The sequence below is a fragment of the Tianweitania sediminis genome (genome assembly GCF_017813335.1).
GTDB classification, from domain to species: Bacteria; Pseudomonadota; Alphaproteobacteria; order Rhizobiales; family Rhizobiaceae; genus Tianweitania; species Tianweitania sediminis.
The window spans coordinates 395582-411184 of record NZ_JAGIYY010000002.1; the positions used below are offsets into that span (position 1 = coordinate 395582).

Sequence of the window (15603 nt, forward strand, 5' to 3'; positions counted from 1 at the left end):
GGCTATGCTACCGTGAGTGAGTTTTGCTCAAACATCGCGAAGTACCCCTGATGAAGTAACTGCGGAGCGAACGGAGTTGGTGGATACCCGGCAGAACAGCGAGGCGGCTGTTGTTTTGCCTTTGTCCGATGGGGAGGCATACAGGAAACGCTGGTGGCGGCGACGCGCAATCGCGCGAGATTGCGTCCTGCCGTTTCCTCGACGAGCGCTAGCCACCTTGCCTTTGCCGGCTGTCGCCTCTAGGCCCAACCGTATATTTCCTGCGGGCTTGATAGCAAATGAACGTTCTCCTGATTGGCTCCGGTGGCCGTGAACACGCATTGGCCTGGAAGCTTGGGGCTTCGCCGAAGCTGACAAGGCTTTATGCCGCGCCGGGTAATCCCGGCATCGCCGATCATGCCGAACTTGTGGACCTGCGTGCCACGGATCATGCCGCGGTGGTGGCGTTCTGCCGCGAAAAGGCGGTGGAGCTTGTGGTTGTTGGTCCGGAAGCGCCGCTGGTGGACGGCCTTTCCGATGCCCTGCGCGAGGCTGGCATCAAGGTGTTCGGCCCGAGCAAGGCGGCTGCCCAACTGGAAGGGTCCAAGGGCTTCACCAAGGATCTTTGCGCTCGCTTTGACATCCCAACAGCGGCTTACGGCCGCTTCAGAGATGCAGCCGAAGCGCGCGCTTACATCGAACAGCAAGGTGCTCCCATCGTCGTGAAGGCCGACGGGCTTGCGGCCGGCAAGGGCGTTACCGTGGCGATGACGACCGATGAAGCCCTGGCTGCGGTGGACGCTTGCTTCGACGGGAGCTTCGGCTCCGCCGGAGCGGAACTGGTGGTGGAAGAGTATCTCGAAGGCGAGGAAGTCAGCTTCTTCTGCATTTGCGACGGACAAACGGCGGTGGCCTTCGGCGCCGCGCAAGATCACAAGCGCGTCGGCGATGGCGACACCGGGCCGAACACCGGGGGTATGGGCGCCTATTCCCCGGCGCCGGTCTTAACGCCTGACGTCGAACAGGCGGTGATGCGCGACATCATCGCGCCCACCTTGCGCGGCATGGCGGAAATCGGAGCGCCGTTCTCCGGAGTTCTGTTTGCCGGCCTGATGCTGACAAAAGACGGCCCCAAGCTTATCGAATACAACGTTCGGTTCGGGGATCCGGAATGCCAGGTTCTGATGATGCGGCTTCACAGCGATCTTCTCGACCTGCTCCACGCCGCAGCCGATGGGCGGCTGGCCGAACAGGATCTGCGCTGGAGCGAGGACACGGCCCTGACCGTCGTGATGGCTGCGAACGGCTACCCAACCACTCCGCTGACGGGCACGGTGATCAAGGGAGTTGACCAGGCCGCAGGCGAGGGGGCCAAGGTGTTCCATGCCGGCACCGCGCTCAAGAACGGCGCGCTGGTCGCCGCAGGCGGGCGCGTGCTCAACGTGACCGCCCGTGCCCCTACGGTGCGCGAAGCACAGGCAATAGCCTACGAAGCAGTTGATCGCATCGATTGGCCGCAAGGGTTCTGTCGACGCGATATCGGCTGGCGCGCGCTTTAACGGCGCGGCGGGATCGTCGGCAACAAGCCTGCCTCGTATGGATCGGGCGCAGGCTCGGTGGGCAGCGTGCCTTCCGCCATTCGCTTCTTGTGATGCGCAAGCGAGCACGCGGCAGAGCAAAGCAGGCCGCGATCGCACCAATAGGCGGCGCCATAATCGAGCCGCCCATGGTCCAGTGCGAAGTTCTCGTCTCCGTATGGCAGTCCGCATTCCACACAGTCGTAACGATCGGTTCGCGCGAGCATGGCAGGCCCCTTCATTTCGATGGCGACTTGTTCTAGCACGAAGCAGAGCAGTCAGCCGAAGAGGTCATTCATGTATCGCGCACCGGTCAACGAGATCGCGTTCACACTGAAGCAGGTCGCAGGTTTGGCACCGGACCTGGAGCAGGGCCGCTACGGAGATCTTTCGGATGATCTCGTTGATGCGATCCTTGGCGAGGCAGGTCGCTTCGCCAGCGATGAGATCGCGCCGCTGAACCTGCCCGGCGACATGGAAGGCGCCCAGTGGAACGACGGCAAGGTCACCATGCCCAAGGGATGGCCCGAGCTTTACCACCGCTGGCGCGAAGGCGGCTGGAACGGTTTGTCTGGCCCTGAGGAGTATGGCGGGCAGGGCTTGCCCCTGATGCTGAATGTCGCGGCAAACGAGATGTGGAGTTCGGCTTCCATGGCCTTCGGGCTGGGGCCGCTGCTCACCATGGGTGCGGTGGAAGCCGTGGAGAAGCACGGCTCGGATGCGCTCAAGGCCACCTATCTCGAAAAGCTCGTGTCCGGCGAATGGACCGGCACGATGAACCTGACCGAGCCGCAAGCCGGTTCGGATCTTGCTGCCCTGCGCACCCGCGCCGAGCGCAAGGACGACGGCACCTACCGTATTTTCGGCCAGAAGATCTTCATCACCTATGGCGAGCACGACATCACGGACAACATCGTGCACCTCGTTCTGGCACGTTTGCCGGATGCGCCGGTGGGCACGCGCGGCATTTCCTTGTTCCTGGTGCCGAAGTTCCTGGTGAACGATGACGGAAGTCTGGGCGAACGCAACGACGTTTATTGTGCTTCGATCGAACACAAGATCGGCATCCACGGTTCGCCGACCTGCACCATGATCTTTGGCGACGGGAAGGGGGAGGCGGGAGAAGCTGGCGCGATCGGCTATCTCGTTGGCGAGGAGAATCGTGGGTTGGCCTGCATGTTCACCATGATGAACAATGCGCGTTTGAATGTCGGCATCGAGGGCGTGGGCATCGCCGAAGCGGCCTACCAGAAGGCCCGTGACTACGCCGGCGAGCGCAAACAGGGTCGGGCAGCAGCCGCGGCCGCTGCAGCGGGTGCCGATATGAGCCCGATCATCGAGCATCCGGACGTTCAACGGAATCTGCTCACGATGAAGGCCCTGACCTCGGTGTCCCGAGCGATCTGCTACGCTTGTGCCAATGCGCTGGACCGTGCCCACACCGCGGAAGGGGATGATGCCCGTCATTGGCAGGAACGCGCCAACCTCTTGACCCCAGTTGCTAAGGCCTTCTCCACCGACATCGGCGTGGAAGTGGCGTCGATCGGCGTGCAGGTGCATGGCGGCATGGGCTTCGTGGAAGAAACCGGCGCCGCGATCTTCTATCGCGATGCGCGCATAGCGCCAATTTACGAGGGCACCAACGGCATCCAGGCGATCGATCTCGTGACGCGCAAGCTGCCGCTGTCCGGTGGCACGCAGATGGCTGGCTATATCAGCGAATTGCGTGCAGACGTTGAAGCCTTGCGCACCTCCAACCTGCCCGAACTTGGCCGCTCCGCCGATCGGCTCGAAAGCGCCATCGACGACCTGGAAGAAACGACCGGCTGGTTGCAGGCCGCCCTCGCCGAAGGCCGCACCGAAGAAGCACTGGCTGGGGCAACGCCCTACCTCCGGCTGTTCGGCCTGGCCGCCGGCGGCGCTTATCTCGCGCGTGGGGCGGTGGCGGACTCAGGCGCGCCGAGACGCGCGCTGTGCCGTTTCTTTGCGGAAAACCTGGTTGGAGAAACAGCGGCGCTGCGCTCGCGGGTGACCGAAGGGGCGACCAGCCTTGCGGCCGCTCGCACGGCATTGGCCTGACCGCCTTGGTCATCGGGGAGGAACATTCATCGTGAGCGAACACATCATCGTTGAACGGCGCGGGGCGGTGAACGTCATCCGCATCAACCGGCCCGACAAGAAGAACGCGCTGACCTTTGCCATGTATGATGCGATGGCGGCTGCGCTCACAGCCGGCGAACAAGACGAGGCGGTTCGCGCCCACGTGCTGCTCGGCGTGCCCGGCGCGTTTTCGTCTGGTAACGATCTGTCCGACTTCATGCGCATTGCTTCAGGCGAAACCAAGGGCCTGGAAGTGTTCGGCTTTCTTCGGGCCTTGGCGACGCTGGAAAAGCCTATCGTTTCCGGAGCAGACGGCATTGCGGTTGGCATCGGCACGACGATCCACCTCCACTGCGACCTGACATTCGCCACGCCGCGCACCGAGTTCCGCACGCCCTTCGTGGATCTGGGGATCGTACCCGAAGCAGGCTCCAGCCTGCTTGTGCCGGCAGTTCTTGGCCGCCAGCCCGCTTTTGCGCTTTTGGTCATGGGCGACCCGCTGCCGGCTGCGGAGGCCAAGGCTGGCGGCCTTATCCATGCGGTCGTCAACGAACAGGAACTCGAGGCTGCGGTGATTGCTGCGGCAGACCGCCTCGCGGCCAAGCCTGCGAACGCGCTACGCACCGCTCGTGAGTTCATGCGAGGCCCGCGTGACACGATCCTGGCCCGGATCGATGAGGAGTCGAAGGCCGTTCGGAAAGGGCTTGCGTCTCAGGAAGCCCGCGACGCCTTCGCAGCCTTCTTCAGCAGAAAGAAGTAGGCTGCGGTCAATATTCGCAAGGATAAGGCGGGCCTTGCGACCCGCCTTCAACGCTCAGCCGCGCCTCTGCTTACTTGGCGGCGAGGAAGTCCGCCACATCGAGCAGGATGAACTCGTTGTTGGCGGCCTTGCCGATCTCGCGACCACCGGAGAAAGGTAGGTTGTTGTCGTTGGCCACCATGATGTGGGTGTCGTCCACGCGCATCACGTCTTCGATCGTGAAAAACGGAAAGCTAAACCTGCCGCTTTCGTCGTTCTTGACGATCGACATGTCCGCCTTGTTGTCGGCATCGTCGATGTTCATGAGGTCGATATGGCCGATGCGGCGGATGAAGCCTTCGCCATCAACCTGCGCGGTGTCCACGAGAACGATGTTCTTCACCTTGGCGGGGTTCGGATAACAGGCTGACTTGTCGGTGGCATCGGCGGCGCAAGCGACCGAAACGTTGCCTTCGCCGTTGTCGCGTTCGATCACCAGTGCGCGCGTGTCGTCGATGAAGTTGAAGTCACCGATCGCGGTGGCGCCGTCGGCAAGCTTGAACTTGTAGCTGTCGCCGGTCCAATCCTTCTTGGCGGGGTCGAAGGTCAGCACGCGCAGGTAAGCGCCTTCCGGCTGGCCGTCTTCGCCAAGCAGCGGCTTTTCCAGCAGCGCCCAAAGGAGGTTCGTGTTCGGCTGGAGCGCCATGCCCTCATAACCGCCCGAACGCTGGACCTGGAAGTCCTTGCCAGCCGCTGCAGGAACGGAAACACCCGGTGTATCGGGGCCACGCAACTGCTTGCCGTCAAGCATGGTCGGGTAAACGCTCAGCACGCGACCGTCCAGCGTGGCATGGATCACGTAAGGACCGAACTCCTCGCCGATCCACACTTCGCCGTTCAGGACCTGGATGCTTTCTGGATCGAAGTCAGCGCCGGTGAGATAGCGGCCGTCTGTCCCTTCATAGGCAAGGCGGAACGGCACCTTGTTGTCGGGGTCGCGCAGGAAGATCGTGTCTAGGCGCTCAACCTTGCCGGTGTCGAAATCGGGCTTCATGCGGTGGAAAAACAGAAGGGCGTCGCCGCTGTTGGCTTTTCCACCGAAGCCGTTGTCGGTCAGCGTGTAGATGGAACCGTCTTCGGCGCGGTTCATGGCAAAGCCCGACATGCCCTGCACAGGTTGGCCGACGAACGGCAGCGAATAGCCGGTTGGATGAGCACCGTAAGCGGCACCAGTGTCCCCCGGCGCACTCATCGGCTTGTCGTTGCGGGCCTTGCCGGTGAACTTGCCGGACACCCAGGCGTCACGCGGGGCATTCGCCGGCGGCATGATCATGGAGTTCGCAGGCAGGTAGGCATGACCGGCAAGCTTTGCCGGAAAGGTGGTTTCTTGCGCATTGGCAGCGCCGCCAAGCGCCACAACGGCGACAGCGGAGGCGAGGAGGGCTCGAAGCTTCATGGGATCCCCTTCTTGAAAGGCTCGAGTTGCGAACGGACTTCCGATAGGGGCGACAGATGACGCGAATTGAACGGCCTCGTGACACCTCCATGACGATGGCATCGGCAACCGGTTGACCTTTCCGCTGCCGGCAGAAATGGTGACCGCACGCGCAAGTCAGGAACACGACATGGATTATGTGAAACTCGGCCGCACAGGCCTCGATGTCTCGCGCCTTTGCTTGGGCTGCATGAGCTATGGCGTGCCGGATCGCGGCACCCACGCCTGGACCTTGCCCGAAGACGAGAGCCGTCCCTTCATTCGCAAGGCGGTGGAAGCCGGCATCAATTTCTTCGACACGGCCAACACCTATTCGGACGGCTCCAGCGAGGAGATCGTCGGCCGTGCCCTGAAGGACTTTGCCCGGCGCGACGAGATCGTGCTGGCGACCAAGGTCTACATGCGCATGCAGCCGGGTCCCAATGGGGGCGGCCTTTCACGCAAGGCGATCTTTGCTGAGATCGATGCCAGCTTGCGGCGGCTTGGGACCGACTACGTCGACCTCTACCAAATTCACCGCTTCGACTACGGCACGCCGATGGAAGAAACACTGGAAGCGCTGAATGACGTGGTGCGGGCCGGCAAGGTTCGCTACATCGGCGCCTCGTCCATGTATGCCTGGCAGTTCGGAAAGATGCTTTCGATCAGCGAGCGTAATGGCTGGACGCGCTTCGTGACCATGCAGAATCACCTGAACCTGCTTTACCGCGAAGAAGAGCGTGAGATGCTTCCGCTTTGCCAGGCGGAAGGGATCGGCGTCATTCCCTGGAGCCCGCTGGCGCGTGGACGGCTGACGCGTGATTGGAGCGAAGCGAGCAAACGCTCAGAGACCGACAAGGTGATCCCTTCGCTTTACTCAAGAACCGAGGAAGCGGATCGCGCCGTGGTTGAAGCGGTTGCGGAGGTCGCAGCAAAGCGCGGGGTGCCCCGCGCGCAGGTCGCGCTTGCCTGGGTGGCGCAGAAGCAAGCGGTGTCGGCGCCGATCATCGGTGCGACCAAGGAGCATCACCTCGATGACGCGATCGCCGCCCTCTCGTTGGAGCTAAGCGAAGAAGAGATCGCTGCGCTCGAAGCACCTTACGTTCCGCATGCGGTGGCCGGCTTTTCCTGAGCCGAGCCACCTCCCATCACGGGTTGAGGCGCTGCTTGCTCCAACCGGACGCAGCGCGGCTGAACACGATGCGCTCATGCAGGCGGTAAGGCCGGTCGTGCCAGAATTCGACGGTTTCCGGCACGATCCGGAAGCCCGACCAGTGCGGCGGGCGGGGGATCTCGCCGTTGCCAAACTGCTCCTCGTAGCGCGCGACCTCGCGCTCCAGCGCTTCCTTGCTTTCCAGGGGGCGCGACTGCTGCGAAGCCCAAGCGGCGATCCGGCTGCCGCGCGGGCGCGACGCGAAATAGGTATCTGCCTCGCTGGCGGTCACGCTTTCGACCGGTCCGCGCAAGCGAACCTGACGCCGCAGTGATTTCCAGTGAAACACCATGGCAGCCTTCCAGTTGCTTTGGACCTCGCGGCCCTTGGCACTCTCGTAGTTGGTGTAGAAAACGAAGCCGGCCTCGTCGAAGTCCTTCAGGAGAACCATGCGGACGTTTGGCAAACCATTGGCATCCACCGTTGCAACCGCCACGGCGTTTGGATCGTTGATCTCGCTGACTGCCGCTTCCGCAAGCCAGGTCCCGAACAAGTGAAAGGGATTTTGCGCTGCGGCGAAGTCACCGCTTGTTAACGTTGTCTCGTCCACTATCCTGTCCTGACTCGAAATCCGTTAGCCGGAGATTGTCGATTGCCGCTTCACGCGCAACCTGTCGCCTCGCACAGTAATGTCAACACGCCAGCCGGCCGTAAATCCGGGATACAGTTTAGCGCTGTTGTGCTTTGCCTGATGCTTGGTGGGTGCGGCGGTGGCTTCTCGTTGAGCAAGGCCGACGATGTTTCCGTCACCACCGCCAGCATCGCGGGTGGTCAACCCGCCGATACGCAGATGATTTCGGATCAGTCGACCATTCGGAATGCCGTGTCGCAGGCGGATCTGAGCACGCTCGACCAAACGGGCATGGCCTGGACGAACGATGAGACCGGGTCGCGTGGCGCGATCTCCAGCATTTCGGAATATGCCGACTCCGGCGCGACCTGCCGCAAGTTCGTGGTATCGCGCGAAAGCTACAATGGCGTCAGCCTTTATGATGGCGACGCCTGCCTGGTGAATGGCCGCGACTGGAAAATGCGCGCCTTCAAGAGCATGTAAGGCTGCAATCAAGCTTCAAGCGCTCTGGAATTCACAACTTCGAGATCGCATATCTGGCATAACTTCCGTTCACATCGGGCCATGAACCATGCGCGATCCTTATGAGGTGCTGGGCGTCAGCAAGGACGCCTCGGCCAAAGACATCAAGTCAGCTTTCAGAAAGCTGGCGAAGACCTATCATCCGGACCAGAACCCGGACGATCCCCGGGCGAAGGACCGCTTCAACGCGGCCAACCAGGCCTACGAGATCGTGGGCGACGAAGAGCGCCGCAAGCAATATGATCGCGGCGAGATCGATGCCGAAGGCAAGCCGCGCTTCCAGGGCTTCGAAGGGGCAACGGGCGGCGATCCGTTTGCCCAGTTCCGGCAGCGGGGCGGCGGCTTCGAATCACGCGGCGGCGGGTTTGGCGGGGGCGCCGACGACATTTTCAGCGAGATCTTCGGCCAGGCGTTCAGCCGCGGCGGCGGTGCCGGTGGTGCTGGTCGCGGGGCGCCGCCGAAGGGAGCTGATCTCAACGCCGTCATGCATGTTTCGATCGAGGAAGTCGTTGCAGCCGACAAGGTGCAGGCGGTTTTCCCCGGCGGCCGGCGGATTTCCGTGAAGCTGCCCGCTTTTGTCGAAGACGGCCAGACCATCCGCCTGAAAGGACAGGGTGAACCCTCCGCCTATGGCGGGGAGCCCGGCGACGCGCTGGTAAAGATCGTTTACCAGCCGCATCTCTTGTATCGCATCGAAGGGCGCGACCTTCATGTCGACTTGCCGGTGTCGCTTGCCGATGCCGTGCTGGGCGCCAAGCTTCCGGTGGAGACCCCGAAAGGCAGGCTTGCTGTGACCGTTCCCGCGTGGTCAAGCTCCGACAAGGTGCTGCGGCTGAAGGGCAGGGGCTTGCCGGTGAAAACGGGCGGTCATGCGGACCTTTATGTTCATGTCCGCATCATGCTGGACCCTGCCGACACGGAGCTCGAGAAACTCCTGCGGGGGAGAACCGCAAGCATCTAGCCGGACGAGTGCGCGCGGTGGACACGAGGGCTGCACGGTCGCGCTGTTGCTTGAAGGCTTTCCGGTGCTATGCGATAGGCGGCACGGCAACAGCAATGCAGCAGGGGGCACAAAAGATGGCAGTCGGTAATGGCCTGATGGCCGGCAAACGCGGACTGATCTTCGGTGTGGCGAACAATCGCTCAATCGCCTGGGGCATCGCGAAAGCGATTGCCGATCAGGGCGGCGAGATCGCACTGACCTATCAGGGCGATTCGCTGCGCAAACGCGTGGAGCCGCTCGCTGCCGAACTGAACGCCATCGTTGCCGGTCACTGCGACGTCACCGACATGTCCACGGTGGACGCGGTTTTCGACGCCGTGAAGGAAAAGTGGGGCAAGATCGACTTCGTTGTTCATGCCGTCGCTTTTTCCGACAAGGATGAACTCACGGGCCGCTATGTCGAAACCACGCGGGACAACTTCCTGCGCACGATGGACATCTCGGCCTATTCGCTAACCGCCATGGCCAAGCGCGCCGAGCCGCTGATGACGGACGGCGGCTCCATCCTGACGCTGACCTATTACGGCGCCGAAAAAGTCATGCCTCATTACAACGTCATGGGTGTCGCAAAGGCCGCACTGGAAACAAGCGTTCAGTATCTGGCGGTTGATCTCGGCGCTTCGAAAATCCGCGTCAATGCGATCTCCGCCGGGCCGATCAAGACGCTGGCCGCGTCGGGCATCGGCGACTTCCGTTATATCCTGAAGTGGAATGAGTATAATTCGCCGCTGAAGCGCACCGTGACCATCGAGGAAGTCGGCGATTCCGCCGTTTATCTCCTGTCAGACTTGTCACGCGGTGTGACCGGCGAGGTGCTCCACGTCGATTCGGGCTATCATGTTGTCGGCATGAAGGCGGTGGATGCGCCTGACATCTCGGTCGTCAAGGAGTGACGCGTCCACTTTGCTACATCGTGCGGCACGGTCAAACCGACTGGAACGCAGAGCACCGCCTCCAGGGCCAGGCTGACCGTGACATCAACGAAACCGGGCGTTCGCAGGCCACAAACAACGGCCTCCGGCTGAAGGACCTGGTGTCGGACCCTGCCACCTTCGATTTCGTCGCCAGTCCAATGCTGCGGACGCGTCACACGATGGAGCGGGTCCGCACCGCCATGGGGCTGGATCCCAGAGGCTACCGCACCGATCCGCGTCTGATGGAGCTGAACTTCGGCGATTGGCAGGGGTTTACCTTTGCCGAGCTGGAGCAAAGAACCCCGGGCCTCCGGGCCGCGCGCAATCGGGACAAGTGGAACTACGTGCCGCCCGGCGATGGTGCTGAAAGCTATGCCATGCTGACCCAGCGCATTGCGTCATGGCTGCCGGAAATCGCGCAACCGACGATCTGCGTCGCGCATGGCGGCGTCATCCGGGCCTTGTTCCGGTTGCTGGACGCCGCGGACGAAGAGGAAGCGAGCCGCATGGATGTGCCACAAGACCGCATCCTGCGCATGGAAGCTGGCCGGCTGGAGTGGTTGTAGTCGACCAGATAGCTGGAAAGAAGCAGCGAGGGCGGCTTTAACTTGGCATCGGCTGATGACGTGTCAGCACGTCGGAGGCCAAGCAGCTGCGTTAGACCGGGTGGCGTATCGTAGGGGTGGATCCTGCGACTGTGGCATCAGCCATGCTCTCGACAGGAGGAGACGATGATGTGGTTCATACCAATCACCGTCTGTCTTGATGTTAGAAGGACGCGGACCACCTGGTCAGTACGGTTCCGCGTCCAACTTGCAGTCTAAGGCATCGGAGGGCGGCTTAGTATCGTCAAGCTTGGATGACGCGACCTTATTCCGGCAGTTGCATGTCCGTGATCAGGTTTTCGCCGCCGACTTCGTCATAGGCGATCACCACGTCCATGCCTTCTTCCAGCACGGTCACGTCGAATTCGCCGGGCAACTTGTATTTTTCGCCATCGGCCAGGGTGATCGTGAGGCTTTCGCGGTCGATGCTTTGGATGATCCCGTCCGTGTCGGCGGCCAAACTCGCCGCGGATGAGAACAGCAGAACGGCAAGGCTGGCGACGATCGTTTTCATGGTGAACCTCTGCATGGGCGGAAACGCTTCAACAACAGGAAGCGGGAGAATGTGTCAAAAATTGCGGCTGGCGAGAGGCTGCCGGTTTGACCGTCGCTGAATTCCTTCCTAGAAGCGCGGCAACTCCACTTCGCCGCCTGCGGATTTTTCATGTCGCACAACACGTTTGGGCATCTCTTCCGGGTCACCACCTGGGGTGAAAGCCATGGCCCGGCGCTTGGCTGCGTGGTGGACGGGTGCCCGCCGGGGATCCGCTTCAAGCTGGCGGACATCCAGGCACAGCTTGATCGGCGCAAGCCGGGACAATCGCGCTTCGTGACACAGCGCCGCGAGCCCGACGAGGTCAGGATCCTGTCGGGGGTTCTGCCGGACGGGGAAGACGGCAGCCTCCTTACCACCGGCACGCCAATTTCGATGCTGGTCGAGAATGTCGACCAACGGTCGAAAGACTATGGCGACATCGCGCGGCAGTACCGTCCGGGCCATGCCGATTACACCTATGACATGAAATACGGTGTGCGGGACCACCGCGGCGGCGGGCGATCTTCCGCACGCGAAACGGCCGCGCGTGTGGCCGCCGGCGCGCTTGCCCGGCTTGTGGTTCCCGGCCTCACCGTGCGTGGCGCTCTTGTTGCCATGGGCTCGGTCGAGATCAACCGGGCGAACTGGAATTGGGACTTCGTGGAAAGCGGCGACAATCCATTTTTCACGCCGGATCCTGCATCCGTGCCGACCTTTTCCGACTACCTCGATAGCATCCGCAAGAACGGCTCCTCCGTTGGCGCCTTGATCGAAGTCGTTGCCGAAGGTGTTCCGGCCGGTCTCGGCGCACCGATCTACGGAAAGCTCGATGCCGAAATAGCGGCCGGGCTGATGTCGATCAACGCGGTGAAGGGTGTGGAGATCGGCGACGGCTTCGCCACGGCCCGCATGACAGGGGAAGAAAACGCAGATGAGATGCGCTCGGCCAACGAGGGGCCGGCACGCTTCTTGAGCAATCATGCGGGCGGCATTTTGGGCGGCATATCCACCGGCCAGCCGGTGATCGCCCGCTTCGCGGTAAAGCCGACTTCTTCCATTCTGACGCCCCGCCAGTCCGTTGATCAGGATGGGCGCGATGTAGACGTGACCACAAAGGGGCGCCATGACCCTTGCGTAGGCATCCGGGCCGTTCCGATCGGCGAAGCCATGGTGGCCTGCGCGATCGCTGATCACTATCTGCGCCATCGCGGCCAAACCGGACGCATCTGAGGACATTCTCCATGCCATACGACCAGAAGAAGATCGTGGAAGCGCTGCGGGCCTTCGAGCGCGGCGAGATCGTGGTCGTAATGGACGATGACGGGCGCGAGAACGAGGGCGACCTGATCGTCGCCGCCGTCCACTGCACGCCTGAGAAAATGGCGTTCATCGTGCGTCACACGTCCGGCATCGTATGCACGCCCATGCCGCGTGAGGAAGCCCGCCGCCTCAACCTCGGGCCGATGGTGGCCGAAAACGATTCCGCCCACACTACCGCTTTCACGGTCAGCGTCGATTTCAAGCACGGCACCACAACGGGCATTTCGGCGGAAGACCGGACCGCGACGGTGCGCAACCTTGCCAATCCAAACGCATCGGCCGGCGATTTCTCGCGTCCCGGCCACATCTTTCCCCTGATTGCCCGCGAAGGCGGCGTGCTGATGCGCTCCGGCCATACCGAAGCGGCTGTTGATCTTTGCAGGCTGGCCAATCTGCCGCCGGTCGGTGTGATCTGCGAATTGGTGAATGACGACGGCACGGTGATGCGTGGACCGCAGGTCAGCGACTTTGCCGACAAGAACGGCTTGAAGCAGGTCACCGTCGCCGATCTGATCGCATATCGCCAGCGCCAGGAAACGCTGGTGGAGCGCACCGCAAGTTTCGAGATCGAAACGCCGGTTGGACCCGCCAAGGCGACCGCCTACAAACTCCCGTGGGATCCCATGCACCACCTTGCGGTGGTGTTCGGCGACATCCGCGACGGCGAGGACATCCCGGTGCGCTTGCACGCTGAGGATGTGGTCACGGATGTGTTCAAGCGGTCAGCCCGCCTGGACGACGTCATGCGCCGCATCTCGGAGGCAGGGCGAGGGGTCATCGTTTACCTGCGCGAAGGCTCCGTTGGGGTCGACAGCCTGTCCCGCAATCGTGCGGCCCTTCCGGGTGAGGATCACGCGGAAGCCGTGCGGCGCGAAAGTGAGTGGAAGCAGATCGGCCTTGGCGCGCAGATCCTGAAGGATCTGGGCATCTCCTCCATTCGTCTTCTCGCGTCGCGCGAGCGTCATTATGTCGGGCTCGAAGGCTTCGGCATCCGCATCGCAGGAACCACGATCCTCGACCGGAACTGAGCCCGCAGTTGAAGATCTGTTGAGCATCGAAGGCTTTTGAACACCGCTGCGTTCCCCCGAGCAGCGGACGCGCTTATATGGACCGCATGACAACGCGCCTTTACTCATCTCCAATCTTTCTTGAGCACGTCACGCCGCCCGGTCATCCGGAACGGCCCGACCGCATGCGGGCAATCCTGCGCGTTCTGGAAGATCCCGATTTCGACCGTCTGGATCGCGCCGAACCAACTGCGGCTGATGAGGCAGTCGTCCTCCTCGCCCATCCGGAGCGTCACCTCGAGCGGGTCAAGGCAATCATCCCAGAAGAGGGCTTGGGGCGCATCGATTCGGACACCACCGCGAGCCCCAGGACGCTGGAGGCCGTGCTGACGGCCGTGGGCGCCGCGAATGCCGCGGTGGACGATGTTTTTGCAGGGACGGCCGACAACGTTTTCGTCGTTGCGCGACCGCCCGGGCATCATGCCGAGGCCGAAAAGGCGATGGGCTTCTGCTTCTTCAACCAGGCCGCCATTGCCGCCCGCTACGCGCAAAAGCAGCACGGGGTGGAGCGGGTCGCGATCGTGGACTGGGACGTCCACCACGGCAACGGCACGCAGGACATCTTCTGGGATGATCCGAGCGTGCTTTATTGCTCAACCCACCAGATGCCGCTGTTTCCCGGCACTGGAGCTAAAGGGGAAACGGGCGCAGGCAACATCGTCAATGCGCCTTTGGCGGCGCGCGATGGCAGTAGCCAGTTTCGCGAAGCCTTCAACAGCCGCGTCTTGCCGGCTTTAGCCAACTTCCGGCCGGACCTCATCATCATCTCGGCAGGCTTTGACGCCCATCACCTGGATCCGCTGGCAGAGATCAATCTGGTGGAAGACGATTTCGACTGGGCAACGGGCAAGCTGATGGATGTCGCACAGCGTTCCGCTGAGAACCGGCTGGTGAGCGTGCTTGAAGGTGGCTACGACCTCGACGGTTTGTCGATGTCGGTGGCAGCCCACGTGAAGCGTTTGATGAAGGGCTGAAGCAATGAGCGAGAACGAGGACATCAAGGCGATGAGCTTCGAGCACGCTTTGGCCGCGCTCGAACAGATCGTGGACGATCTGGAACGCGGTGACGTGCCGCTCGATCAGTCGATCCGCATCTACGAACGCGGCGAAGCGCTGAAGGACCATTGCGATCGCCTCCTGAAAGCGGCGGAAGCGAAGGTCGAGAAGATCCGGTTGTCACGCGAAGGCAAGCCGATCGGGGTCGAGCCGCTCGACCCCGAATAACGCTCAGGCCTGGACGATCGGCCGGAAGCCGCCGAAAAACATGCGCTTCCTGTCCACCGGCAGGTTCTGCATCATTTCGCTGCGTTTGTCGGCCGTCATGCGTGCCGCCACCTCATCCCGGTGCGCTCGCGATCGATAGGTGAGGAAGGCGAAGCCAACAGTCTCGCCTTCCTTCAATTGCACGCTGCGTGGAAACGAAGTCAGTTCCCCCACCGGCGCATCGTCGGCCACCGCTTCGCCCATCGACAAAGCGCCGAGCTCCGTCCAAAGCGCTGCGCTCTCCTGAACAAGGGTTCGGAAGCGGTCGAGCTCGCCGGTTTCGATCGGCAGCACGAAGCCATCCACATACCCGGCCGGCTCGGACGCTTGTTGGGGCGCAACCACCGTTTCGAAGCCGCCAAATATCATGCGCTTGCCGTCGAAGGGCGCATCATCCATCGAGCCCTTCATGCGTTCGTCTTCCATCACCTTCTTGTTGCAGGCATCCCGGACCGTCTTGGACGGGTAAAGGATGTAGGAGAAGATCACGGTCTCGTCCTCCTTCGCCATCACGGCACGCGGGAAGGACGTGACTGCACCGTAAGGCACGTCGTCCGCCACTGCTTCCATATAGGCTGTCGCCCCATGCTCCATCCAAACGGTGCGGCCAAGTTCAGCCATGGCGGTGTAGTCGTCGAGCCGTGCGTTCGGAACGGCAAGCAGGAAACCATCGATATAGGGCATGAAACGTCTCCTCAGGTTGGTGTCGGGTCAAGGACGA

General features: G+C 62.2%; 17 protein-coding genes. 12 read left to right on the forward strand and 5 right to left on the reverse strand.

The window, feature by feature from the left end; translation table 11 throughout:
* Nucleotides 1-278 precede the first annotated feature (278 nt).
* Nucleotides 279-1538: a phosphoribosylamine--glycine ligase gene (purD, locus tag J5Y06_RS08920; protein ID WP_209334785.1), complete on the forward strand. Its 1260-nt coding sequence runs from the start codon at nt 279-281 to the stop codon at nt 1536-1538.
* On the opposite strand, the gene J5Y06_RS08925 is transcribed toward purD, so the two are convergent.
* On the reverse strand, nt 1535-1783 hold the full coding sequence (locus J5Y06_RS08925; protein WP_209334786.1) for a hypothetical protein: 249 nt from the start codon (nt 1781-1783) through the stop codon (nt 1535-1537). The two genes, purD and J5Y06_RS08925, sit on opposite strands and share 4 nt — an antisense overlap.
* Before the next feature lie 70 nt (nt 1784-1853).
* On the opposite strand from J5Y06_RS08925, the gene J5Y06_RS08930 reads away from it, so the two are divergent.
* Together J5Y06_RS08930 and J5Y06_RS08935 are read left to right on the forward strand one after the other, a co-directional pair.
* On the forward strand, nt 1854-3635 hold the full coding sequence (locus J5Y06_RS08930) for an acyl-CoA dehydrogenase family protein (protein ID WP_209334787.1): 1782 nt from the start codon (nt 1854-1856) through the stop codon (nt 3633-3635).
* Between the two features lie 31 nt (nt 3636-3666).
* Complete coding sequence (locus tag J5Y06_RS08935) at nt 3667-4416, forward strand: crotonase/enoyl-CoA hydratase family protein (RefSeq protein WP_209334788.1); 750 nt, start codon at nt 3667-3669, stop codon at nt 4414-4416.
* 70 nt (nt 4417-4486) lie between these two features.
* Here the strand turns inward: J5Y06_RS08935 and J5Y06_RS08940 are convergent, their stop codons facing one another.
* Complete coding sequence (locus J5Y06_RS08940) at nt 4487-5851, reverse strand: esterase-like activity of phytase family protein (protein ID WP_209334789.1); 1365 nt, start codon at nt 5849-5851, stop codon at nt 4487-4489.
* Nucleotides 5852-6020: 169 nt separating this feature from the next.
* On the opposite strand from J5Y06_RS08940, the gene J5Y06_RS08945 reads away from it, so the two are divergent.
* A complete protein-coding gene (locus tag J5Y06_RS08945; protein ID WP_209334790.1) occupies nt 6021-7001 on the forward strand; it encodes an aldo/keto reductase in 981 nt (326 codons plus the stop codon).
* A gap of 16 nt (nt 7002-7017) precedes the next feature.
* On the opposite strand, the gene pdxH is transcribed toward J5Y06_RS08945, so the two are convergent.
* Complete coding sequence (pdxH, locus tag J5Y06_RS08950) at nt 7018-7632, reverse strand: pyridoxamine 5'-phosphate oxidase (protein WP_209334791.1); 615 nt, start codon at nt 7630-7632, stop codon at nt 7018-7020.
* Between the two features lie 171 nt (nt 7633-7803).
* On the opposite strand from pdxH, the gene J5Y06_RS08955 reads away from it, so the two are divergent.
* The 4 genes from J5Y06_RS08955 (at nt 7804) to J5Y06_RS08970 (ending at nt 10658) form a co-directional block, all read left to right on the forward strand.
* A complete protein-coding gene (locus J5Y06_RS08955) occupies nt 7804-8136 on the forward strand; it encodes an RT0821/Lpp0805 family surface protein (RefSeq protein ID WP_209334792.1) in 333 nt (110 codons plus the stop codon).
* Between the two features lie 88 nt (nt 8137-8224).
* On the forward strand, nt 8225-9136 hold the full coding sequence (locus J5Y06_RS08960; RefSeq protein WP_209334793.1) for a DnaJ C-terminal domain-containing protein: 912 nt from the start codon (nt 8225-8227) through the stop codon (nt 9134-9136).
* Nucleotides 9137-9252: 116 nt separating this feature from the next.
* On the forward strand, nt 9253-10071 hold the full coding sequence (fabI, locus tag J5Y06_RS08965; protein WP_209334794.1) for an enoyl-ACP reductase FabI: 819 nt from the start codon (nt 9253-9255) through the stop codon (nt 10069-10071).
* Nucleotides 10068-10658, forward strand: coding sequence for a histidine phosphatase family protein (locus tag J5Y06_RS08970; protein ID WP_209334795.1), 591 nt, complete (start codon nt 10068-10070; stop codon nt 10656-10658). Before fabI ends, J5Y06_RS08970 begins: the two co-directional genes overlap by 4 nt.
* A gap of 304 nt (nt 10659-10962) precedes the next feature.
* On the opposite strand, the gene J5Y06_RS08975 is transcribed toward J5Y06_RS08970, so the two are convergent.
* Nucleotides 10963-11211, reverse strand: coding sequence for a DUF1344 domain-containing protein (locus J5Y06_RS08975; protein WP_209334796.1), 249 nt, complete (start codon nt 11209-11211; stop codon nt 10963-10965).
* Nucleotides 11212-11361: 150 nt separating this feature from the next.
* Here J5Y06_RS08975 and aroC point away from each other — a divergent pair, with 150 nt between their 5' ends.
* The 4 genes from aroC to J5Y06_RS08995 all read left to right on the forward strand — a co-directional run bounded on the left by aroC (nt 11362) and on the right by J5Y06_RS08995 (nt 14843).
* On the forward strand, nt 11362-12462 hold the full coding sequence (gene aroC / locus J5Y06_RS08980; protein ID WP_209334797.1) for a chorismate synthase: 1101 nt from the start codon (nt 11362-11364) through the stop codon (nt 12460-12462).
* 11 nt (nt 12463-12473) lie between these two features.
* A complete protein-coding gene (gene ribB / locus J5Y06_RS08985) occupies nt 12474-13580 on the forward strand; it encodes a 3,4-dihydroxy-2-butanone-4-phosphate synthase (RefSeq protein ID WP_209334798.1) in 1107 nt (368 codons plus the stop codon).
* A gap of 86 nt (nt 13581-13666) precedes the next feature.
* Nucleotides 13667-14593, forward strand: a complete 927-nt coding sequence (locus J5Y06_RS08990; protein WP_209335106.1) for a histone deacetylase family protein — start codon at nt 13667-13669, stop codon at nt 14591-14593.
* A gap of 4 nt (nt 14594-14597) precedes the next feature.
* Entirely contained in the window at nt 14598-14843 is a 246-nt protein-coding gene (locus J5Y06_RS08995) for an exodeoxyribonuclease VII small subunit (RefSeq protein ID WP_209334799.1), read from the forward strand.
* A 3-nt stretch (nt 14844-14846) separates the two neighbouring features.
* On the opposite strand, the gene J5Y06_RS23035 is transcribed toward J5Y06_RS08995, so the two are convergent.
* Complete coding sequence (locus J5Y06_RS23035; protein ID WP_245247710.1) at nt 14847-15566, reverse strand: DUF1428 domain-containing protein; 720 nt, start codon at nt 15564-15566, stop codon at nt 14847-14849.
* Nucleotides 15567-15603 lie beyond the last annotated feature (37 nt).

Coding starts and splice junctions, on each gene's coding strand:
- purD (WP_209334785.1), top strand. CDS start 279: ATGAACGTTCTCCTGATTGGCTCCGGTGGCCGTGAACACGCATTGGCC.
- J5Y06_RS08925 (WP_209334786.1), bottom strand. CDS start 1,783: ATGCTCGCGCGAACCGATCGTTACGACTGTGTGGAATGCGGACTGCCA.
- J5Y06_RS08930 (WP_209334787.1), top strand. CDS start 1,854: ATGTATCGCGCACCGGTCAACGAGATCGCGTTCACACTGAAGCAGGTC.
- J5Y06_RS08940 (WP_209334789.1), bottom strand. CDS start 5,851: ATGAAGCTTCGAGCCCTCCTCGCCTCCGCTGTCGCCGTTGTGGCGCTT.
- J5Y06_RS08945 (WP_209334790.1), top strand. CDS start 6,021: ATGGATTATGTGAAACTCGGCCGCACAGGCCTCGATGTCTCGCGCCTT.
- J5Y06_RS08960 (WP_209334793.1), top strand. CDS start 8,225: ATGCGCGATCCTTATGAGGTGCTGGGCGTCAGCAAGGACGCCTCGGCC.
- fabI (WP_209334794.1), top strand. CDS start 9,253: ATGGCAGTCGGTAATGGCCTGATGGCCGGCAAACGCGGACTGATCTTC.
- J5Y06_RS08975 (WP_209334796.1), bottom strand. CDS start 11,211: ATGAAAACGATCGTCGCCAGCCTTGCCGTTCTGCTGTTCTCATCCGCG.
- aroC (WP_209334797.1), top strand. CDS start 11,362: ATGTCGCACAACACGTTTGGGCATCTCTTCCGGGTCACCACCTGGGGT.
- ribB (WP_209334798.1), top strand. CDS start 12,474: ATGCCATACGACCAGAAGAAGATCGTGGAAGCGCTGCGGGCCTTCGAG.
- J5Y06_RS08990 (WP_209335106.1), top strand. CDS start 13,667: ATGACAACGCGCCTTTACTCATCTCCAATCTTTCTTGAGCACGTCACG.
- J5Y06_RS08995 (WP_209334799.1), top strand. CDS start 14,598: ATGAGCGAGAACGAGGACATCAAGGCGATGAGCTTCGAGCACGCTTTG.
- J5Y06_RS23035 (WP_245247710.1), bottom strand. CDS start 15,566: ATGCCCTATATCGATGGTTTCCTGCTTGCCGTTCCGAACGCACGGCTC.